Source organism: Microbacterium sp. SA156 (assembly GCF_049065455.1).
GTDB lineage: Bacteria > Actinomycetota > Actinomycetes > Actinomycetales > Microbacteriaceae > Microbacterium > Microbacterium barkeri.
This window is the reverse complement of record NZ_JBAKGU010000009.1, coordinates 26,547-46,810: the sequence shown is the minus strand read 5'-3', so window position 1 is coordinate 46,810 and position 20,264 is coordinate 26,547. Positions and strand designations below refer to the sequence as shown.

21 protein-coding genes are annotated in these 20,264 nt (G+C 71.3%); 14 read left to right on the top strand and 7 right to left on the bottom strand.

The genetic code is table 11. From position 1 onward, the window contains the following. The first annotated feature begins 22 nt into the window (after nucleotides 1-22). Nucleotides 23-712 carry a GntR family transcriptional regulator gene (locus ACOWU6_RS10040; RefSeq protein WP_421075589.1) on the top strand — a complete coding sequence of 230 codons (690 nt, stop codon included), beginning with the start codon at nucleotides 23-25 and terminating at the stop codon, nucleotides 710-712. Here the strand turns inward: ACOWU6_RS10040 and ACOWU6_RS10035 are convergent. Then, complete coding sequence (locus tag ACOWU6_RS10035) at nucleotides 709-3,087, bottom strand: ATP-dependent helicase (protein WP_421075588.1); 2,379 nt, start codon at nucleotides 3,085-3,087, stop codon at nucleotides 709-711. The genes ACOWU6_RS10040 and ACOWU6_RS10035 overlap by 4 nt on opposite strands. 138 nt (nucleotides 3,088-3,225) lie before the next feature. Between ACOWU6_RS10035 and ACOWU6_RS10030 the strand changes: the two genes are divergently transcribed. Then, nucleotides 3,226-3,876, top strand: a complete 651-nt coding sequence (locus ACOWU6_RS10030; RefSeq protein ID WP_271172308.1) for a GntR family transcriptional regulator — start codon at nucleotides 3,226-3,228, stop codon at nucleotides 3,874-3,876. A 62-nt stretch (nucleotides 3,877-3,938) separates the two neighbouring features. Continuing rightward, a complete protein-coding gene (locus tag ACOWU6_RS10025; RefSeq protein WP_271172309.1) occupies nucleotides 3,939-4,604 on the top strand; it encodes a GntR family transcriptional regulator in 666 nt (221 codons plus the stop codon). On the opposite strand, the gene ACOWU6_RS10020 is transcribed toward ACOWU6_RS10025, so the two are convergent. Then, nucleotides 4,597-5,619 carry a glycerophosphodiester phosphodiesterase family protein gene (locus ACOWU6_RS10020; RefSeq protein WP_421075587.1) on the bottom strand — a complete coding sequence of 341 codons (1,023 nt, stop codon included), beginning with the start codon at nucleotides 5,617-5,619 and terminating at the stop codon, nucleotides 4,597-4,599. The two genes, ACOWU6_RS10025 and ACOWU6_RS10020, sit on opposite strands and share 8 nt — an antisense overlap. 176 nt (nucleotides 5,620-5,795) lie before the next feature. Between ACOWU6_RS10020 and ACOWU6_RS10015 the strand changes: the two genes are divergently transcribed. The 6 genes from ACOWU6_RS10015 to ACOWU6_RS09990 all read left to right on the top strand — a co-directional run bounded on the left by ACOWU6_RS10015 (nucleotide 5,796) and on the right by ACOWU6_RS09990 (nucleotide 11,833). Further along, nucleotides 5,796-6,707 carry a Bax inhibitor-1/YccA family protein gene (locus ACOWU6_RS10015; RefSeq protein WP_271172311.1) on the top strand — a complete coding sequence of 304 codons (912 nt, stop codon included), beginning with the start codon at nucleotides 5,796-5,798 and terminating at the stop codon, nucleotides 6,705-6,707. A gap of 137 nt (nucleotides 6,708-6,844) precedes the next feature. Next, nucleotides 6,845-7,759 (top strand): phosphodiester glycosidase family protein, encoded by a 915-nt coding sequence (locus ACOWU6_RS10010; RefSeq protein WP_421075586.1) that lies wholly within the window; start codon nucleotides 6,845-6,847, stop codon nucleotides 7,757-7,759. Continuing rightward, the gene (locus ACOWU6_RS10005; RefSeq protein WP_421075585.1) at nucleotides 7,756-8,826 is read left to right on the top strand and encodes a glycosyltransferase; all 1,071 of its coding nucleotides are present in this window, start codon (nucleotides 7,756-7,758) and stop codon (nucleotides 8,824-8,826) included. Before ACOWU6_RS10010 ends, ACOWU6_RS10005 begins: the two co-directional genes overlap by 4 nt. A 61-nt stretch (nucleotides 8,827-8,887) precedes the next feature. After that, entirely contained in the window at nucleotides 8,888-9,478 is a 591-nt protein-coding gene (locus ACOWU6_RS10000; protein WP_271172314.1) for a DUF4956 domain-containing protein, read from the top strand. Then, nucleotides 9,475-10,242 (top strand): polyphosphate polymerase domain-containing protein, encoded by a 768-nt coding sequence (locus tag ACOWU6_RS09995; protein WP_421075584.1) that lies wholly within the window; start codon nucleotides 9,475-9,477, stop codon nucleotides 10,240-10,242. Before ACOWU6_RS10000 ends, ACOWU6_RS09995 begins: the two co-directional genes overlap by 4 nt. A 16-nt stretch (nucleotides 10,243-10,258) precedes the next feature. Beyond that, nucleotides 10,259-11,833: a carbohydrate-binding domain-containing protein gene (locus ACOWU6_RS09990; protein WP_421075583.1), complete on the top strand. Its 1,575-nt coding sequence runs from the start codon at nucleotides 10,259-10,261 to the stop codon at nucleotides 11,831-11,833. A 321-nt stretch (nucleotides 11,834-12,154) separates the two neighbouring features. Here the strand turns inward: ACOWU6_RS09990 and ACOWU6_RS09985 are convergent, their stop codons facing one another. Next, nucleotides 12,155-13,036 (bottom strand): formate/nitrite transporter family protein, encoded by an 882-nt coding sequence (locus ACOWU6_RS09985; RefSeq protein ID WP_282978187.1) that lies wholly within the window; start codon nucleotides 13,034-13,036, stop codon nucleotides 12,155-12,157. Between the two features lie 169 nt (nucleotides 13,037-13,205). On the opposite strand from ACOWU6_RS09985, the gene ACOWU6_RS09980 reads away from it, so the two are divergent. From ACOWU6_RS09980 to ACOWU6_RS09970, 3 genes are all read left to right on the top strand, one after another. Continuing rightward, a complete protein-coding gene (locus tag ACOWU6_RS09980) occupies nucleotides 13,206-13,586 on the top strand; it encodes an MmcQ/YjbR family DNA-binding protein (RefSeq protein ID WP_421075582.1) in 381 nt (126 codons plus the stop codon). A 145-nt stretch (nucleotides 13,587-13,731) separates the two neighbouring features. Continuing rightward, entirely contained in the window at nucleotides 13,732-14,349 is a 618-nt protein-coding gene (locus tag ACOWU6_RS09975; RefSeq protein ID WP_271172319.1) for a ClpP family protease, read from the top strand. Further along, nucleotides 14,346-14,933 (top strand): ClpP family protease, encoded by a 588-nt coding sequence (locus ACOWU6_RS09970; protein WP_421075581.1) that lies wholly within the window; start codon nucleotides 14,346-14,348, stop codon nucleotides 14,931-14,933. The genes ACOWU6_RS09975 and ACOWU6_RS09970 overlap by 4 nt, the downstream gene beginning before the upstream one ends. A 50-nt stretch (nucleotides 14,934-14,983) precedes the next feature. Here the strand turns inward: ACOWU6_RS09970 and ACOWU6_RS09965 are convergent, their stop codons facing one another. From ACOWU6_RS09965 to ACOWU6_RS09955, 3 genes are all read right to left on the bottom strand, one after another. Then, on the bottom strand, nucleotides 14,984-15,313 hold the full coding sequence (locus ACOWU6_RS09965; protein ID WP_271172321.1) for a helix-turn-helix domain-containing protein: 330 nt from the start codon (nucleotides 15,311-15,313) through the stop codon (nucleotides 14,984-14,986). 59 nt (nucleotides 15,314-15,372) lie between these two features. Beyond that, the gene (locus ACOWU6_RS09960) at nucleotides 15,373-16,563 is read right to left on the bottom strand and encodes an MFS transporter (protein WP_421075651.1); all 1,191 of its coding nucleotides are present in this window, start codon (nucleotides 16,561-16,563) and stop codon (nucleotides 15,373-15,375) included. 433 nt (nucleotides 16,564-16,996) lie between these two features. Next, the gene (locus ACOWU6_RS09955) at nucleotides 16,997-18,277 is read right to left on the bottom strand and encodes an alpha/beta fold hydrolase (protein ID WP_421075580.1); all 1,281 of its coding nucleotides are present in this window, start codon (nucleotides 18,275-18,277) and stop codon (nucleotides 16,997-16,999) included. Nucleotides 18,278-18,322: 45 nt separating this feature from the next. Between ACOWU6_RS09955 and ACOWU6_RS09950 the strand changes: the two genes are divergently transcribed. Next, nucleotides 18,323-19,015 carry a phosphotransferase family protein gene (locus ACOWU6_RS09950; protein WP_421075579.1) on the top strand — a complete coding sequence of 231 codons (693 nt, stop codon included), beginning with the start codon at nucleotides 18,323-18,325 and terminating at the stop codon, nucleotides 19,013-19,015. Between the two features lie 13 nt (nucleotides 19,016-19,028). Here the strand turns inward: ACOWU6_RS09950 and ACOWU6_RS09945 are convergent, their stop codons facing one another. After that, a complete protein-coding gene (locus ACOWU6_RS09945) occupies nucleotides 19,029-19,598 on the bottom strand; it encodes a TetR/AcrR family transcriptional regulator (protein WP_421075578.1) in 570 nt (189 codons plus the stop codon). Nucleotides 19,599-19,683: 85 nt separating this feature from the next. Between ACOWU6_RS09945 and ACOWU6_RS09940 the strand changes: the two genes are divergently transcribed. After that, entirely contained in the window at nucleotides 19,684-20,256 is a 573-nt protein-coding gene (locus ACOWU6_RS09940) for a dihydrofolate reductase family protein (protein WP_421075577.1), read from the top strand. Nucleotides 20,257-20,264 lie beyond the last annotated feature (8 nt).

The window sequence follows — 20,264 nt, the reverse complement described above, 5'->3', positions numbered from 1 at the left end:
TGGTATACCACTGGAGGATGCCATGCCGCACACCGACGACCGCGCCCCCTATGCGACCCTGCGCGCGGCCATCCTGTCGTTCGATCTGCTCCCCGGCGAGTCCCTCAGCGAGCGCGGGCTGGAGCCGCTGACCGGCGCATCGCGCACACCGATCCGCGCCGCCCTCCTCCGCCTCGAGGGCGAGGGGCTCACGCGGCGGGATGGCCGCGGCTGGCGGGTCGCGCCGATCGACCTCAGCGAGGTGCGCGCGGCCATGGAGTTCCGCGAGGCCGTGGAGACCGGGGCCGTCGCCCTCGTCGTCGACCGGGCGTCGGACGACGACCTCGCGGCGCTCCGCGCGCTCGCCGAGGAACCCGAGCGCGACGACGAGGAGGCAGGCGTCCGCGACGGCGGCGACTTCCACGTGGCCCTCGCGCGCCTGTCGGGCAACGCGTTCTTCGCCGACGCGCTGGCCGACGTGATGACGCGTCTGAGCCGCACGCGATGGCTCGAGGTGCGCACGCCGCAGGCGCGCGCTCACGCGCGCGACGAGCATGCGGCCATCCTCGATGCGATCCTCGCGCGCGAGGCCGAGACGGCGACGGCGCTCGTCGCAGCGCACGCACGCGGCACACGCGAGCGCCTCGTCGGCTTCCTCGAGGGCGAGCGGCGCCGCCTCCGGGGCCGCGGGATGGCGATCGTCGACGGCGGCGCGGAGCCGAGCGCGGGCTAGAGCTTGGCGATCGGCGCGACCTTGATGAGGAGCTTCTTGGCTCCGGCCTCGTCGAAGCGCACGTGCGCGATGCGCTTGGCGCCCTCCCCCGTGATCGCGTCGACGGTCCCTTCGCCGAAGTCGTCGTGGCGGATGCGGTCGCCCGCGGCGAGCTCGAGGTCTCCGTTGTCGCGCACCTTGTTCGTGACGAGCCCGGGGAAGCGGTCCATCGCGGTCGACTTCGGCTTGAGGCCCCCGCCGGCCGGCAGCGGCTTCACACCCCAGCGGTCGCTCGATCCGCCGGGTCGGCGCGCGTTGAGGGCGCGCGACTGGGTTCCGCCGCGGGAGTTCACGTCGCCGGGAGACTGCTTCCAGTCGATGAGGGCCGCCGGGATCTCCTGCAGGAACCGGCTCGGCATCGCGACCGTGACCTCACCGAACTGCGCGCGGGTCATCGCGAGCGACAGGTAGAGGCGCTTGCGGGCCCGCGTGATCCCGACGTAGAACAGGCGCCGCTCCTCCTGCGGGCCGCCCGGCTCGCCCGCCGAGATGCGGTGCGGGATGAGGTCCTCCTCGACGCCCGTGACGAACACGGCGTCGAATTCGAGCCCCTTCGCCGTGTGCAGCGTCATGAGCGAGACGGCACCCGACTCGTCGTCGAGGTCGTCGGTGTCGGCGACGAGCGCGACCTCGGTGAGGAAGTCGACGATCGTGCCCTCGGGGTTGTTCCGCGCGAACTCGCGCGTGACCGCGACGAGCTCGTCGAGGTTCTCGACGCGCGCCTCGTCCTGCGGATCGCGGCTCATGCGCAGCGCGTCGAGGTAGCCGCTCTTGTTGAGGAGCACCTGCAGGCCCTCCGTGACCGCGGATGGCGGCGCCTGCTCCCCCGAGGCGGGGAAGAGGATCCCGCTCGCCTCGCGGAGCACCTCGTCGAGCTGGGCGATCGCCTTCTGCAGCTTGGGGCCGAGCCCCATCTCCGCCGGGTGCGCGAGCGCGTCGCGGAACGACAGGCCGTTGTCGGCCGCGAATCGCGCGATCGTCGTCTCGGTGACGTCGCCGATGCCGCGCTTGGGCTTGTTCAGGATGCGCCGCACGGCCATCTCGTCGGCGGGGTTCGCCACGGCGACGAGGTAGGCCAGGGCGTCCTTGATCTCCGCGCGGTCGTAGAACTTCGTGCCGCCCATGATCTTGTAGGGCACCGCGGCGCGGATGAAGATCTCCTCGAGCGCACGGGACTGCGAGTTCGTGCGGTAGAACACGGCCATCTGCTGGTAGTCGATGCCCGAGCGCCGCAGCTTCTCGATCTCGTCGGCGACGAACTGCGCCTCGTCGTGCTGCGAGTAGCCCGTGAAGCCGACGATCTTCTCGCCCTCGCCCTGGTCGCTCCAGAGGCGCTTGTCCTTGCGGTCGAAGTTGTTGCGGATCACCGCGTTCGCCGCGTCGAGGATGTTCTGGCTCGACCGGTAGTTCTGCTCGAGGAGGACGACCTTCGCGCCGGGGAAGTCGCGCTCGAACTCGGTGATGTTGCGGATGTCCGCCCCGCGGAACGCGTAGATCGACTGGTCCGAGTCGCCGACGACCGTGAGGGAGGCCGCCGGCTCGTCCTCGAACACCATGCCGCCGGCCGCTTCCGCCTGCACGGGCCGCGTCAGCTCGCGGATGAGCTGGTACTGCGCGTGGTTCGTGTCCTGGTACTCGTCGACGAGGATGTGGCGGAACCGCTTGCGGTAGACGTCGGCGACGTGCGGGAACGCCCGGAAGAGGAAGACGGTCTGCGCGATGAGGTCGTCGAAGTCGAAGGCGTTCGCCTTCTGCAGCTCGCGCTGGTAGTCGCCGAAGATCTCGACGAACTTCCGCTCGGCGGGGTCGTTCATGTTGGCGTCGCGCGCGTACGACTCGGCGTCGGCGAGCTCGTTCTTGAGCTTGGAGATGCGCGACTGCACGCCGGCCGGGGTCAGCCCGAGCGCGTCGGCCTCGCGCTCGCGCACGAGGCGCTTGAGGAGCGCGCGCGAGTCGCCGGAGTCGTAGATCGTGAACGCCTTCGTGAAGCCGAACTGCTCGGCCTCGCGGCGCAGGATGCGCACGCACGCCGAGTGGAACGTCGAGATCCACATGCCGCGCGCGCTGTCGCCCACGATCTGCTCGACGCGCTCGCGCATCTCGCCCGCGGCCTTGTTCGTGAAGGTGATCGCGAGGATCTGGCTCGGCCATGCCTCCCTACTGCGCAGGAGCGAGGCGATGCGGTGCGTGAGGACCCGCGTCTTGCCCGACCCGGCACCCGCCACGATGAGCAGAGCGGGGCCGCGGTACTCGACGGCCTCGCGCTGCGGCGGATTGAGCCCCTTCAGCAGGTCGTCGTCGGCGGCGGCGGAGAGGGGGAAGAGCGCGTCTGTCATGTCCCTTCGAGTGTAGGGCGGGCCCCTGACAAGGGCAGATGTACCCGTATTCCGGAGGAACAACACAGCTGGTGAGAGCGACATATCGCAGGTGCGAGGAGTAGTGTTCATCCGTTCGCATCGACTGGGGAGGTTACGATGCCGAATTTCACTGGGAAACTCGACCTATCGCCGACACGACTGGGCGACGCCGTTTACGACAGGATCGCGGCGGCCATCGTCGACGGCTCCTTCGCGCCCGGAGAGCGCATCCGCGACCTCGACATCGCCGAGAGCCTGGGGGTCTCGCGCATGCCGGTCCGCGAGGCTCTGCAGCGCCTCGAGCGGGAAGGGCTCATCGAGATGTCGGCGAGCCGCTTCACGCGCGTGACCGAGATCACGCCCGAGATGGTGACCGCGAGCATCGAGTTCGCGCGCTACCAGACCGGCGTGGCCGCGCGGATGGCCGTGGAGCGGATGGACGACGCCGCGCGCAGGCGCAGCCTCGAGCTGCTCGAGGACCTGCGGACGGCACTCGCCGCCGGCGATCGCGACCGCGCGCGCGAGAGCTACTTCGCGTGCTTCCTGTTCCTCGTCGACCAGACGGAGAACCCGGTCTTCCGCTCCGTCACGATGGACGCGCGGTTCGCGCTCGAGCGCAACATCCGCAGCGGCAGCTTCGCGATCGCCGTGGACGACGCGGTGTCGGCGCTCTTCGACGAGCTGCGCGACGCGATCGAGAGCGCGGACGCGCTGCGGGCCGAGCAGAGCATCCTCGAGCTGTTCGACGCCACGACCTCGCGCGACTGACCCCACGACACCCTGTTGCACGAAGCGCCGGTGGCGCTACCGTGTGTCCAAGGGGGTCTGCCATGCAGCGATACAGGGGGCAGGTGCGTGTCGTCGAGCACGCCGGGGAGATGAAGCGCACGTCGGAGCACGTGCGCGAGGCGATCAGGACAGGAGCGCTGCCGCCGGGAGCGCGGATCCGCGACGCGGTGATCGCCGACGAGCTCGGGATCCCTCGCGCGATCGTGCGGGTCGCGCTGCGCGAGCTGGAGCGCGTGGGGCTCGTCCGCGAGACCCGCAGCCGCTTCTACCGCGTCGCCGAGCACGCCCCCGACCGCTTCCACATCGCGATGGAGTGCCTGGGGATCGAGGTCGGCATCGGCCTCCATCTCGCGCTCGCGCGCGTCGACAGCGCCGCGCGGGTGCGCCTGGCGCAGCTGTTCCGCGCGCTCGCCGCGCTGTGCGACGAGGGCCAGCACACGCCGGAGGTGCTCTACGGGGCCGCGCGGGTGGCCTTCGATGCGACCATCGAGGCCGCGGGCAACCCGTTCCTCCGCGTGTCCTTCGACCGCGCGTGGGGTGAGCTCATGCGCAGCACGCGGGGCGGCCATCCGCTGCTGAACCCTCCCGAGTTCATCGCGGCACGCGCGCGCGAGGTCGCCACGGCCATCCAGGCGTCCGACGCCCGCACCGCAGAGCGGTGCCTCGGTCGGATCTTCCGGGCCGACATGAGCTCCTCCGTCAGCTGACGAGGGGGACGCGGAACACGTCCGCACCCAGATCGGGATGGTCGACGAACACGCCGTCCACCCCGCTCGCGCGCACGAGCTCCCACTCGGCCGCGTAGTCGCCGAACGCCGCGCGCCCTCCCGCGCCGCGGAACTCGGGAACGAGGAAGGCGTTCTCGGGGCGGCAGGTCCAGGTGAACACCTGCAGCCCGCGGTCGTGCGCGTCGGCGACGAGCCCGCCGGGCCCGGTCGCGCGCCCCGCGCCGTCGGGGCGGAGGATCATGCGCTTGTCGACGCTGATGCCGTCGACCACGCCGACGAGCTCGTCGAGACCGGCCGGCGTCGCGGTCTGCGCGTAGCTGCGCGCCGCGGCGCCATCGCGCACGAGGAGGTCGAAGGCCGTCCCCCGGGCCTCGAGCAGGTGGATGTACGTCCCGGGCACGCCGCGCGCACGCAGCCGACGCAGCACCGTCTCCTCGAACGCCTCGACGATGAGAGGGAGCGACCCGTCCAGCCAGCCCGCGGTGGCGAGGTCGCGCTCGATGAGGGGCACGAGATCGAGGCCGAGCCGCTCGAAGTACGTCGCATGCTTGATCTCGAGCACGACGCCGATCTCGCGCCCGTGCTCGGCGGACGCCGCGCGGACGAGCTCGAGCAGCTCGTCCAGCCGCAGGATGGGCTCGGCCCCGTCGAACGTCGCGCTCGCGGGCCGCAGATCGGGGATCCGCTCGCGCGTGCGCAGGGTCGCGAGCTCGTCCCACGTGAAGTCCTCCGTGAACCAGCCGTCGAGCCGCTCGCCGTCGACGGTCTTCGCCGTCCGACGATCGGCGAACTCGGGATGGTCGGCGACATCGGTCGTGCCGGAGATCTCGTTCTCGTGCCGGACCACGAGCACGCCGTCGCGCGTGGCGACGACATCGGGCTCGACGGCGTCGACGCCCATCACGAAGGCGAGGGCGTAGGACGAGCGCGAGTGCTCGGGCCGATACCCCGGTGCTCCGCGGTGGCCGATGACGAGCGGATGGCGACGGGGCATACGAGAAGGCTAGCCAGCGCGCGGGAACCGGGATTTCGCCGCGCGTGAACGCTTTCCGAATCACAGCCCTCCCATAGCATCGCGTGACTACTCTGGAGGGACAGCATCATCGTGGGGCTTCCGCGAAGCTCGACGATGAGACCGCGCCGTCAGCAGACCATAGGAGTGACCGCATCATGGCCAGCCCCGGTTTCAACAATCCCGTCTTCTCCCCCGATCCGCGCGCGGTTCAGAGCTACCCCGGTGGCCCGCAGGCCGCGCAGTACGGAACGCCCACCACCCCGCCGCCTGCCGGCGTCCAGGCCGGGCAGTTCGCCCACATGGGCGTCGACGCCGCGGCGAACGCCCAGATGGAGGGCATGCTCGCCGCGCCGCCGGCCGGCGCGCGCGAGACCGGCCGCATGACGGTCGAGGACACGATCTGGAAGACCGTGGGCCTGTTCGCGGTCATGCTCGTGCTCGCGACGGTCGGCTACTTCTGGACCTTCGCGCCGGCGATCGCGACCAACAACCTCGCCAACGCGTCGATGATGCCGTGGATCATCGGCATGATCGGCGGCGGCATCCTCGGCCTCGTGAACGCGTTCAAGAAGACGCCGAGCGTTCCGCTGATCTTCGCCTACGCGGCGTTCGAGGGGCTCTTCGTCGGCGGCATCTCCGCCTACTTCGAGCTCATCTGGCCCGGCATCATCATGCAGGCCACGCTGGCGACCGTCTCGGTCATCGGCGTGACGCTCGCCCTCTTCGCCAGCGGCAAGATCCGCGCCTCGGCCCGTGCGACCAAGATCTTCATGATCGCGATGATCGGGTACCTCGTCTTCTCGCTCCTCAACCTCGTGCTCTCGTTCACGGGGATCGTGGACGGCTGGGGTCTCCGGTCGGGCTGGCTCGGTGTCGCGATCGGCGTGCTCGTCGTCATCATGGCGGCGTACTCGCTCGTGCTCGACTTCGACATGGTGCAGCAGGGCGTCCGCAACGGCGCCCCGCGCAAGTTCGGCTGGCAGGCCGCCTTCGGCATCATGGTCACGGTCGTCTGGCTGTACGTCGAGATCCTGCGCATCATCGCCATCCTCCGCGGCAGCGAGTAAGCAGCCGCAGACGATCGAAGGCCGTCCCGCTCCGCGGGGCGGCCTTCGTCGTCTCTCCCGGCGTCTCCAGAGGAAGCCGGAGCCCCGTCATCCCGGTGCCATAGCGACCGCATAGCCGCGCGCTCGAGCATCGGGCCATGAGCGAACGACGGATCCTCTCACGCAGAGCCTTTCTCATCGGCGGGGCGACGGCTGTCGCCGGCGCCGGCACGGCCGCCTGGTGGGCGGCCGACCGATTCCTCGTCCCGCATGTCGAGGTCGCGAGCGTCGCGGCGGCCGAGGAGGCGTCCGGCACCGCGGTCTCCGAGACGGCTTCGACCTCGAGTGCGAGCACCGTCTCGATCGAGACCGTCACGACGGGCACGGGCGCCGACACCCTCACCTTCTTCGTCGCGCACGTGACGCTGGGCGACCCGACCGACCTCCGCACGGCGTTCGCGCACGACCAGTTCGGCGAGAACGTGACGCAGCTCGTGTCGGAGATGGCCGAGGCGCACGGCGCCCGGTTCGCCGTCAACGGCGACTACTACGGCTTCCGCGACACGGGCATCCAGGTGCGCAACGGGGTCGCCTACCGCGATGCGGGGGCGCGCGAGGGCCTCGCCCTCTACGCCGACGGGCGCGCCGAGATCTACGACGAGACCGCGACCACGGCGCAGGCCCTCGTCGACGCAGGCGTCTGGACGACGCTCTCCTTCGGCCCGGCGCTCGTGCGCGACGGCGCCGTCGTCGAGGGCGTCGACGAGGTGGAGGTCGACACGAACTTCGGCAACCACTCGATCCAGGGCGAGCAGCCGCGCACCGCGATCGGCGTGATCGATGCGACGCACCTCGTCTTCGTCGTCGTCGACGGACGCGAGGAGGGGTACAGCCGCGGCGCGACCCTGCCCGAGCTCGCCGAGATCATGCAGGGCCTCGGTGTGCAGACCGCCTACAACCTCGATGGCGGCGGCTCGAGCGAGATGTGGTTCGATGGCGAGGTCGTCAACCGGCCCTCCAACGGCGGCGAGCGGGCGACGAGCGACATCCTCTACATCGGCGGCGCGGCGTGACCGTCGTCGCGATCCCCGCCTACGAGCCGGACCACCGGCTCGTCGACCTCGCCACGGCCCTGCATGAGCGCGATCCCTCGCTCGACATCGTCGTCGTGGACGACGGCAGCGGCGTGGCGTCGGCGCCCGTCTTCGCCTCGCTCGAGGCCGCAGGCATCGCGGTGCTGAGCCACGGCGCGAACCGCGGCAAGGGGGCCGCGCTGCGCACGCTCTTCCGGCACGCACGCACGGCGCACCCCGACGCTCCCGTCGTCACCGCGGACGCGGACGGGCAGCATGCCCCCGACGACATCGTGCGGGTCGCGCGTGAGGTGGAGGGGAGCCCTGACGCGATCGTGCTCGGCGTGCGCGACTTCCGGGGCGACGACGTGCCGCTGCGCAGCCGTTTCGGCAACGCGGTGTCTGCGCGGATGTTCGCGGTCGCCACGGGCGTCCGGGTCGTCGACACGCAGACGGGGCTGCGTGGGCTGCCTGCTGCCGCGCTCCCGTGGGCGTCGCGCCTGCCGGGCGACCGCTTCGAGTACGAGGCGATCATGCTCCTCCGCTCGGCGCGTGCCGGCTTCCGGATCCTGCAGACGCCCATCCGGACGGTCTACCTCGACGAGAACCGCAGCTCGCATTTCCGCCCGCTGCGCGACTCGCTGCGCGTCGTGGCTCCGCTGGCCGCGTTCCTCGCGTCCTCGGTGCTCGCGGCAGCGGTCGACGCGCTCCTGCTCTGGCTGCTCCTCCTCGCGAGCGGATGGCTGCAGGGATCGATCGCGGGCGCCCGCCTCGTGAGCGCGAGCCTGAACTTCGCCGTGAACCGCATCTGGGTCTTCGGACGCCGTCGACAGCGCGCGCCCCTGCGCGTCGAGATCGCGCGCTACGCCGCCCTCGCAGCGGTCGTGCTCGTCGCGAACGTGACCCTCATGACCATCCTCGACGCACTCGGCGTGGGCCTCGTCATCGCCAAGGTCGTCACCGAGGCCGCGCTCTGGCTGGCCGGGTTCCTGGTGCAGCGCGCGTGGGTGTTCGCGCACGCGCGCGCAGCCGACCGAGCGCCGGTGAAACCCCTGGTCCTCGCTTGATCGGGGCATAGGAGGCCCATAGACAGCGCCGCTTCACTGAAGTGAACGAAAGGTGAACGACATGCCCGATCTCACGATGCTCGCCGTCGACCTGGCCGCCATCACGCTGCTCACGGTCGCCGTCTACTTCCACCGCCACCGGCGGCGCGACCTCGTCGTCGCATTCTTCGGCGTCAACATCGGCGTCTTCGCGGTCTCGAATGTGCTCGCTTCGGCCGAGGTGGCCGTCGGCCTGGGGCTGGGTCTGTTCGGCGTCCTGTCGATCATCCGCCTCCGCTCGAGCGAGATCTCTCAGCGCGAGGTCGCCTACTACTTCGCGGCGCTCGCCATCGGGCTGCTGACGGGCCTCGCGCCGACGTTCGACGTGCTCCCGACCGTGCTCGTCGCGGTCGTCGTGCTCGCACTCGCCGTCGTCGACCATCCCGCTCTGTTCGCCTCCTACCGGCACCGCACGGTCGAGCTCGACGAGGCCATCGGCGACGACGACCAGCTGCGGTGCGCCCTCGAGGAGCGGCTCGGGGGCGAGGTGCGGGCGTTCTCCGTCCAGCACATCGACTTCGTCAACGACACCACGCTCGTGGACGTGCGCTATCGCGTGCGCCCGGCCGCGGCCATCCGCATCTCCGCCGTCCGCGAGGAGGTGGCCGCGTGAGCCTCTCGGAGCGGTTCGCGGGCCGCTTCACCCCGCTGTCCCTCGACGAGCTCGTCGAGGAGGCCGAGCTGCTCACCCGCGTCGACCGCAAGTACCTCATGACGGCCGACGACGCCGTCCGGATCCTCGATCAGGTCGATCGACGCACCCGGGTCCTGGAGATCGACGGCGACCGCGCGTCGCAGTACGGCACGATGTACTTCGACACCCCCGATCTCCTGAGCTACCGCCTCGCGGCGCTCGGCCGGCGGCGCCGCTTCAAGCTGCGCGCGCGGCACTACGTCGACACCGACGCGGCCTTCCTCGAGATGAAGACGCGTGGCAGCCGCGGCACGACCGTGAAGGAGCGGATCGCGCACCCCGCCGACGCGGTCGACCGCCTCACCGAGGAGGGCCGCGGCTACGCCGCCGAGGCCGTCGCGTCGCTCGGTCTCGACGCCGGCATCGCCGACGCGCTCACGCCGACGCTGCACACGGCCTATCGGCGCACGACGCTGCTCCTGCCCGAGGGAGCCCGCGCGACGGTCGACACCGAGCTCGCGTGGGCCGATGCCTGGGGCGGACGGATGCACCGCCCCGACCTCGTGATCGTCGAGACGAAGTCCGCCGCTCGCGCGTCGTCACTCGACCGGCTGCTCTGGCGCGGAGGTGTCCGCCCGGTCGGCATCAGCAAGTTCGCCACGGGCCTTGCCGCCCTGCACCCCGATCTGCCCTCCAACAAGTGGAGCCGCGTGCTCCGCACCCACTTCGCACCCGCCGCCTGACCCGACAGGAGCCCTCATGAACACCGAACCCCGCCGCTCCGCCCGCACCGCGCGTGTGGGCCTCGGCCTCGCCTTCGCCCTCGCCGTCGCGGCCGTCACCGGCTGCTCCGCCATCGCGAGCGCGGCGACCGACACCGCAGCCGGCTCCACGTCGGACTCCTCGTCCGCTTCGTCGTCCACGGCGAGCTCGGCCTCAACCGCCGAGGTCGCGAGCGTCACCGCGGTGAGCGACGCCAACGCCGACCAGACCGTCGTGAACGACGACGAGTGGTCGGCCGACGACGCCGTCGACATCGCCCTGTCGGGAACCGAAGCCACGACGGATGCCCCGGGCGTGACGGTCGCGGACGGCACGGTGACCATCTCGGAGGCCGGCGTGTACCGCCTGTCGGGCGACTACACGGGATCGATCGTCGTGGCCGCGCCCGACGACGCGCAGGTCGTGCTCATCCTCGACGGCGCGACGATCGCGGCAGCCGACGCCCCGGCCATCCAGGTGACGACTGCCGACGACGTCGCGCTCTTCCTCGCCGAGGGCTCGACCAACGCCGTCGCGTCGACGGGCGCGTATTCCGCCGATGCCGACGCGAACGCCGCGATCTGGGCCGACACGGATCTGACGATCTCCGGCGCAGGAGCGCTCACCGTCGAGGGGGAAGCCGAGGACGGCGTCGCGAGCAAGGACGACCTCGTCATCCTCTCCGGTGAGATCACCGTGACCGCCGCCGACGACGGGCTGAAGGGCAACGACTCGCTGACGGTCCGCGACGGCACGATCACCGTGGACGCCGGCGGCGACGGACTCGCCTCCGATCAGGATGCGGACGAGACCCAGGGCTACGTCGAGATCGAGGGCGGCACGCTCGACATCATCGCAGGCAGCGACGGGATCGACGGCTACACCGACATCGTCATCACGGGCGGAGACATCGCGATCTCGGCGGAGGAGGGCATCGAGGCCGGCACGATCGCGATCGGCGGCGGCGTCATCGACATCACGGCGACCGACGACGGCATCAACGGATCGGCGGGCTCGAGCTCCGACACGGCGTCGGGTGAGGAGATGCAGGGCGGCATGGGAGGAGGCGGCATGCAGGACTCCGGCGAGCTCGTGCTCATCGCGGGCGGCGAGGTCACGATCGACTCCGACGGCGACGGGCTCGACTCGAACGGCTCGATGGAGATCACGGGCGGCGCGACGGTCGTCTACGGCCCGACGAGCTCGGGCAACGGCGCGCTCGACACGAACGGGTCGCTCACGATCTCGGGAGGCACGGTGCTCGCGCTCGACTCGGGCGGCATGAGCGGCTCCCCCGCGACGGAATCGGCTCAGGCCTGGGTCGCGGCTTCCGCGTCGGGCGCTGCAGGGTCGACCATCGAGATCGTCGCGGAGGACGGCACGGTGCTGTTCTCGACGACCGCCGAGAAGGACTTCGGGGCCGTCGTCTTCTCGAGCGCCGACGTCGTATCGGGTGCGTCGTATGACATCTCGGTCGACGGCGCCTCCGTCGCGACCGCGACGACCGGCCAGGCCCTCGCCGGCGGGATGGGCGGCGGAGGGATGGGCGGCCCGGGCGGCGGGCGCGGTTGAGCCGCCTCCCCGCACCAGGCCGTGCCCGCCGTCCCCGGAATCGGACCCGTGGGGCGCACGTCGCCCACTGAGGCCGACACGCGCACACCAGCCCCAGCCATCCGAATCCGGACACCGGAACGACGCGACGCTCCCCCGCCCACCGTCCCCGGAATCGGACCCCTGGGGCGCACGTCGCCCACCGAGGCCGACACGCGCACACCAGCCCCAGCCATCCGAATCCCGGTACGCCAGAAGGAGCGAGCCCGAACGGCACACCCGAACAGGATGCCCGGACATGCGGGAGCCGGGACGCGCGAGGCGTCCCGGCTCCCGTCGGTCTCAGAGCTGGTCGGCGAGCTCGGCCGGCACCCGGGTCGGGGCGGCCGCGAAGCGCTTGCCGTTCGGCTTCACGAGCGCGACGCGCTTCGGGGCCGTCCGGCCGTGCGTGGCGTAGATCGTGAGACCCACGAACGAGAGGCCGCCCACGAGGTTGCCGACGACGGTGGGGATCTCGTTCCACACGAGGTAGTCCACGAGCGTGAAGTCGGCGCCGAGGAGCAGACCCGACGGGAACAGGAACATGTTCACGATCGAGTGCTCGAAGCCCATGTAGAAGAAGAGCATGATGGGCAGCCACATCGCGATGACCTTGCTCGCGACGCTGTCCGACATCATCGCCGCGACGACGCCGGTCGACACCATCCAGTTGCAGAGGACGCCGCGCACGAAGAGCGTCAGCATGCCCGAGGCGCCGTACTCCGCGTAGCCGACCGTGCGGCCGTGGCCGATCTCGCCGATGGCCTGGCCGATCGCGTTCGGCTCGGCGGCGAAGCCGTAGGTGAACACGATCGCCATGAGCACCGCGACCGTGAACGCGCCGAGGAAGTTGCCGAGGAACACGAGCCCCCAGTTGCGCAGCACGCCGCCGCCCGAGACGCCAGGGCGCTTGTCGAGCCAGGCCAGGGGGGCGAGCGTGAAGACGCCGGTGAGGAGGTCGAACCCGAGCAGGTACAGCAGCACGAATCCCGCCGGGAAGAGCAGAGCGCCCAGAAGCGGCTGACCCGTGTTCGTCGACACGGTCACGGCGAACGCGGCGCCCAGGGCGAGGATGGCCCCGCCCATGAACGCGCGGATGATCGTGTCACGGGTGGACATGAGGATCTTCGACTCGCCGGCATCGATCATGCGCGTGACGAGGTCGGCGGGCTTCACGTAGGACATGGCGACTCCGTGGATCTCGAGGGGTGCCTCCAGGATGGCGGCACGACGTTTCGCGGGACGCGTCGCGGTGTTACGGGCGATGTCCGTTCCGGTCACGACCGACGACACCGGTCTGTGACTCCGCGCGGATGCGTACGCTGGCGGAGGACCGACGACGAGGAGAGTGCGGATGGACGGCGACGACCTGCAGCGCCACGCGGCCGAGCGCGCGGAGGAGCTTCCGGGCATGACGCTCGAGTACCCCTTCGGACCCGAGTGGGAGGTCTTCAAGGTGCGCGGCAAGGTCTTCATGCTGCAGACCGTGCGCGGCGGAGAGGCGATGGTCAACCTCAAGGCGCGCCCCGAGGACGGGGAGGCGCTGCGCGCGACGTTCGCCGAGATCGCCCCCGGCTATCACATGAACAAGCGGCACTGGATCACCCTCACGCCCGGCCCGGGGCTCACGCCGGAGCTCGTCGACGAGCTCGTGACCGAGTCGTACCTCCTTGTCGTGCAGGGGCTCCCGCGGCGCACTCGGCCCGTCGACCCGGAGACGTTCGGGCGCGCCTGAGCGCCAGGCACGTCCTCGCGGCAGGGCCATCCGCTCCCCGCTGGCGCGACCATCCGCTCTCGATCGGCGCGGCCATCCGCTCGGGGCAGATCCGCCCTGAGCCGATTCCCGCCCGGCGAGCGGATGGCGCGCGCACGCTGGGTGCATGGCAGACGAACCGAAGATCCCGCAGTTCACGGCGGAGGCCCGCCGTGAGCTCTACCACCGCCGCGTGCTCGTGCTCGACGGCGTGCTCGACGACGACAACGGCATGCTCCTCACGACGCAGATGCTCGCGCTCGCCGCCGAGGATCCGCAGGGCGAGATCGCGCTGTGGATCCACTCCCCCGGCGGCTCCGTGCCGTCGATGCTCGCGATCCGCGACGTGATGCGGCTCGTCCCGTGCGACGTCTCGACGCTCGCGATCGGCCTGGCCTGCAGCGCGGGGCAGTTCCTGCTCTCGGCGGGGACACCCGGCAAGCGCCGCGCCCTCCCCCACGCCCGGATCCTGCTGCATCAGGGCTCCTCGGGCATCGGAGGCACGGCCGTCGACGTCGAGCTGCAGGCCGACGACCTCCGTCGGCTGCGCGACACGGTGCTCGGCCTCATCAGCGAGGACACAGGGCAGCCGCTCGCGCGCGTCTTCGAGGACTCGCTGCACGACAACTGGTTCACGGCAGAGGAGGCCAGGGAGTACGGGTTCATCGACGCGATCGTGAGCGGATTCCACGAGGTCATGCCCGAGCGGCGCGCCCGCATCGGGCTCGGAGCGGAGGCGGCATGAGCACCTACACGATCCCCAACGTCATCACCCGCGACGGCCGCGGCGAGCGCATCATGGACGTGTACTCGCACCTCCTCGCCGAGCGGGTCGTGTACCTCGGCACGCCCATCGACGCGGGCGTCGCGAACGCGCTCATCGCGCAGCTCCTGCATCTCGAGTCGTTCGCGCCCGACCGCGACGTGCAGCTCTACATCAACTGCGAGGGCGGCGACCCGGCGGCCATGCTCGGCGTCTACGACACGCTGCAGTACATCCGACCCGACGTCGCGACGACGTGCGTCGGCCAGGCCATCGGCGTCGGCGCCGTGCTGCTCGCGGCAGGGGCGCCCGGAAAGCGAGCCGTGCTCCCGCACGCGCGCGTCGTGCTCAACCAGCCGGCGGCGCAGGGGCGCGGGGCCATCCCCGACCTCATCCTGCACGCCGACGAGCTCGTGCGCGTGCGCGGCGACATGGAGGGCATCCTGTCGCGCCACACCGGGCACGACGTCGAGACCCTGCGCCGCGACACGGACCGCGACCGCGTCTTCACCGCGCGCGCCGCCGTCGAGTACGGCCTCGCCGACGTCGTCCTGGAACGGCACTGAGGGCGGACGGCAGGATGGCCGGGGCGCGGCGATCGCGCCCCGGTCGGCCGTCAGGCGGCGAGGGCGAGCACCGCGCCCGGCGCCTGCAGCGTCGCGGGGGCCAGCGCCGTCGCGCGCAGGTCGTCCGCCACGCCGGCGGTCAGGTCGAGGAGCGTGCCGCCGAGAGCGCCGAGGATGGCCGCGACGATCTCGCTCGAGGGCTCCTTGCGCCCGCGCTCGACCTCGGAGAGGTACTGCACCGACACACCGGCGCGCCGCGCGACCTCGGCGAGCGTCTCCCCGCGCTCGTGGCGCATGCGCCGCAGCCGGTCGCCGACGAGATGTCGCCAGAGCGGATCCGGCTCGACGGGGCGCGACGGGAGCGGAAGCAGTTCGGCCATGCCCTCACGGTAGGCATCGCGGCTCGCGCGCGCACCCCTTTCCGCCCAGAGCAGAACGGCTACGCGCGCCGACGCTCGAGGAAGCCCGAGAGCGCGATCACGAGAAGACCCGCCACCGGCACGATGACGAGGCTCACCCTCAGCTCGGTCGCATCGGAGATCGTGCCGATGACGAGCGGTGAGATGAGGAACCCGAGGCGCATGAGCCACGTCACGACGGTGAGCCCGGTGCCGGGGCGCAGGCCCGGCAGCTCGTCGGCCGCATGCATGGCGGCCGGCACGAGCGTCGCGACGCCGAATCCCGCCGCGGCGAAGCCGACGAGGGTGAGCGGGACCGAGGGCCATGCGAGAGCCGACCCCATGCCGACCGCGACGAGCGCGCCGCCCGCGACCGCGACCATCCGCTGCCCGAACCGGTCGACGAGGCGGTCGCCGACGAGGCGGCCGATGAACTGGAACCCGATGAGCGCGATGAAGCCCATCGCCGCGAGCGCCGCGGGCGCGCCGAGCGATTCGCGCATGTAGAGGGTCGCCCAGGAGCTGCCGACCTCCTCGACGATCGTCCCGGCGATCGCGATGACCGCCAGCCCGGCCATGACGAGCGCGATGCGCGGCGTCCGGCGCGCGGTCGGTGCCGCTGCGGCGGTGGTCGGCGTCTCGGCGTCGCCCGACTCCTCCTCGGGACCGGGCAGGCAGAAGCGCAGCGCGACGATCGCCGTCGCGGCGAAGAGCGCCCCGGTGATCGCCAGGTGCACGCCGAGCGGGAGGCCGATCGCGATCGCTCCGGCCGACATGAAGCCGCCGACGACCGCGCCGAGCGACCAGATGGCGTGGAAGCCGTTGATGATCGAGCGCCCGTACCGCTTCTGCACGCGCAGGCCATGGGCGTTCTGCCCCACGTCGGTCACCGAATCGAGGACGCCCGCGAGGAAGAGGCCGAGGGCGAAGAGGATCGGCACCGGCGCGAGGCCGACCCCGAGCATGGTGGCGGCGAGGAGCACGGAGCCGATGACCGCGACGCGGCCGGATCCGAGACGGCGGATGATCGCGGCAGCGGCGAGCCCCGACAGGAGCGCGCCGACCGGCATCGCCGCGATGGAGGCGCCGTAGAGCGTATCGCTGAGGCCCAGCGCGTCCTTGATCTCGGGGAAGCGCGGGATGACGTTGGCGTAGATCGCGCCGTTCGTGAAGAAGAGCGCGGACACCGCGCCGCGGGCCCTGCGCGCCTCGCGCGAGGGCGGGGAGGACATGCTCACCGGGTCTCCTGATCCAGCCGCGATCTGCGGATGTGTGTACAAGCGTACACGGGGGTGGGGTTGGGGCGGGGGCGGGGTTGGGGGCTGGGTTGGGGGCCGGGGGATCGCCCAGGTCGCAGTTCGCGTCCCCAACAGCCCGAATACGGACGGCAACCGCGACCCGAACATCGGCGGGACCGTCCAGGTCGCACTTCGCGTCCCCAACAGCCCCAATACGGACGGCAACCGCGACCCGAACACCGGCGGCCGCCGCCCAGGTCGCACTTCGCGTCCCCAACAGCCCCAATACGGACGGCAACCGCGACCCGAACACCGGCGGCGCCACCCAGGTCGCACTTCGCGTCCCCAACGGCCCCAATACAGACGGAAACCGCGACCCGGACATCGACGGCGCCACCCCACGACCCGGACAGGCGCCACAGCCGGTTCAGGCGAGCGGTCCGCCCTCGGCGACGACGCGGTCGATGAGGGCGCGCACGATGCGCGGCTCCTGACGGAGCCCGTCGTGCTCGTACTCGTTCGTCACCCAGAGGTGCGTGTGCGGCACGAAGCGCGCGGTCTCCTCGGCCTGCGGGAAGTCGACGTACATGTCGTCGTAGTACATCGCGGCGGCGACCGGCACCTCGTTGCGCGCGAGCCGCGTCCGGTCGTACAGGCGCGGATGGTCGACGCGATCCGCGAGCGCATGCGCGGCATCGCGGAAGGGCCGCAGCGACGCGATCTCGTCGAACATCCACGGGAAGAACATCTCCCCTGTGAACGGCATCGGCCCGTCGGTCGCGGGCAGTCCGCCCCGCTCGTCGCGCACCCGCTGGGCGGCCCACGCGGTCGCGCCGTCGCCATCCGCGTAGATCTCCTCCTGCAGGAGCGCGTACAGCGGTCCGCGCCAGTACTGCGTGGCGGCGTCGACTTCGGCGAGGAAGTGATCGCTCAGCACGCCCGGGCGCGAGAAGGCCTCGTCGAGGAGCCAGTGCAGCCGCTCGAAGCCCGGCTTCATACCGAACTCGATGCCGAGCGTCTGCAGCCGGCGCGCGGAGAGCCGGTCGCCGCTGGGCAGGCGCACGTCGGAGCCCTCGACGATGTCGACGATGCGCGCGAGCGTGTCGGCGTCCTGCGGATAGCGACGGTAGAACTCGGCGGTCTTCGCCTCGACGCGCGGGATCGTGCGGCGGTAGACCTCGACGGGATCGGGATCGACCGAGGTGAGCCCGCCCGTGACGTACGACGCGGCGAGGGCTTCGGGATGGAAGGACAGATACGTGAGCGTGAGGAAGCCTCCGTAGCTCTGCCCGAGCGTCTGCCAGCGCACGCCGCCGAACACCGTGCGGCGGAGGTGCTCGAGGTCGGCGACGATCTGCTCAGCACGGAAGAGGCGGATGTAGGCGGCCGCGTCGTCCGCGCTCATGCCGGCGATCGAGGCGCGCTCGACACGCGTGGAGCGCCCCGTGCCGCGCTGGTCGAGGAGCAGCAGCCGGTGCGTCTTCAGCACCTCGTCGATCCAGTCTCCGCCGCCGGGCATCGGGCGCGGCCCCGTGCCGCCCGGCCCGCCCTGGAGGAAGACGAGCAGCGGTGCGTCGACGCGGTCGACGTGGGCGACCTCGCGGGCGAACACATCGATGGTGCGGCCGTCGTCGGGGGCGGTCCAGTCGAGGGGCACGGTGACGGTGTGGTCGCGGATGAGCCGGTCGCGCATGCGGTAGGACGTCATCGTCCCATTCTCGCGGGCGGGAGCCGCAGGCGGCAGGATGGCGGGATGCGACAGGGAGCGGTCGGTCATGTGCGCGTCGTCATGCGAGGCGGACGCGCACTCGTCGAGAAGCGGATGGCGGATCCGGCCCGCCACGACACCGAGCTGCTCGCCCTGCGCGCGCTCGCGCAGACATCGATCCCCGCACCGGCGGTGGTCGACGCCTCCCCCGGTCGGATTCTCATGACGCTCATGCCGGGAGAGAGACTCGACGAGGCCGATGCGGACACGCGCCGCGAGGGAATGCGCGCGTCGGCAGTGCTGCTCCGCCGTCTCCACGAGACACCGGTGCCGCAGGGCCTGCCGGCGGCTCCGGACGATGCGCGCATCATCCGGAGCTACCGCGACGTGGGCGGGCCGCCGCTTCCGCACTCCATCCCGGAAGCATCGGGTCCTGCCGCCTTCTGCCACGGGGACTGGACCGACGGCAACCTGCTCGTCGTCGACGGGCGCGTCTCCGCTGTGGTCGACTGGGAGGCCGCTCACGTCGGCGATCCGGTGCGTGAGCTGGCGCGCGCGGCGTGGGCAGCGAGCCGCAAGGACGCGCGATGTCTCGACGACATGACCGCCGCATACGGCGCGGATCGGGACCTGGTGCGCGCCCGGGCGGCCGTCCACGCGGCGGAGCTGTGGCTCTGGTTCGCCGAGGCGGGGCCGCCCGAGCACCTCGCCCGGCTGACCGCTGAACTGCGGTCGTGACCACTGTGAGCGCTCAGCGCGGCAGGAGCCGATCGACGAGCTCGTCGATGACGTCGTCGATCGAGATGGCGGGGTCGATGCTCACCGTGAGGCGGTCGAGGATGAGCCCGTCGACCGCGTAGTGGAAGAGGGCGATCTCGGTGCGGCCTCCCGGAAGACCCGCCCCCTCGTTGAAGGCGACGTCGCCCGCGAACCCGGCCCGCATCCATCCACCCAGCGACTCCGCGACGGATGGCCGACGCGCGGCCTCGAGTCGGAGCTCGAGGAGCGCGAGAGTGACATCGCGGTCAGCGAGAAGGCGCTGCACGATGTCGCGAAGGTAGTCGGCGAACAGCTCCCGCGACGGCGCGCGGGAGGCGAGCCTCGCGTGCACGGCGGGATCCGGCGTCAGCCGCTCGCCGATGCGCGCGACGAGCCCGTCGACGAGCGCCTCGCGCGACGCGAAGTAGTTCGACGCCGTGCCCCGCGGGGCGCCGGCTTCCGCGTCGACAGCGCGGTGGGTCAGGCCCCGCGCACCCTCCCGCGCGAGCACGCGCAGTCCAGCGTCGGCGAGCGCAGCCCGCCGCTCCTCGTTCCTCGCCATGCTCCCACCCTAGCGAAACCACGACATCCGTTGTACATTGGCCCCGCACCCACGACATCCGTCGTGGATAACGGAGGGAGATCCCATGCGCGAACTCGTCTACTACGTTGCCGTCACGCTCGACGGCTACATCGCAGCGCCAGACGGGGGCTTCGACGCATTCCTCGTCGAGGGCGACCATGCGCCCGTGCTCCAGCGCGAGTTCGGGGACGCGCTTCCGAGTCACGGCCTGACCGCCCTCGGGATCTCGGCCCCGCGGACCCGGTTCGACACCGTCGTCATGGGGTGGAACACCTACACGCCGGCGCTCGACATCGGGATCACGAGTCCGTACGCCCACCTCCGTCAGATCGTCGCGAGCCGTCGGGATCGCCGCGTTCCCGACGAGATCGAGATCACGGCAGATCCTCTCGAGCGCGTGCGAGAGCTCAAGCAGGAGGACGGGCTGGACATCTACCTCTGCGGCGGCGGAGATCTCGCAGGCCAGCTCATCGACGAGATCGACCGCCTCGTCCTCAAGCGGAACCCGTTCGCCTTCGGCAGCGGAGTCCCCCTGTTCGGATCGGCCCCGTACGAAGCCCGGCACTTCGCGCACGAGCGGACCCGTGCGTTCGACTCGGGCGTCGTCGTCCAGGAATACGTGCGCGACAGCCTCTGAACGGCGAA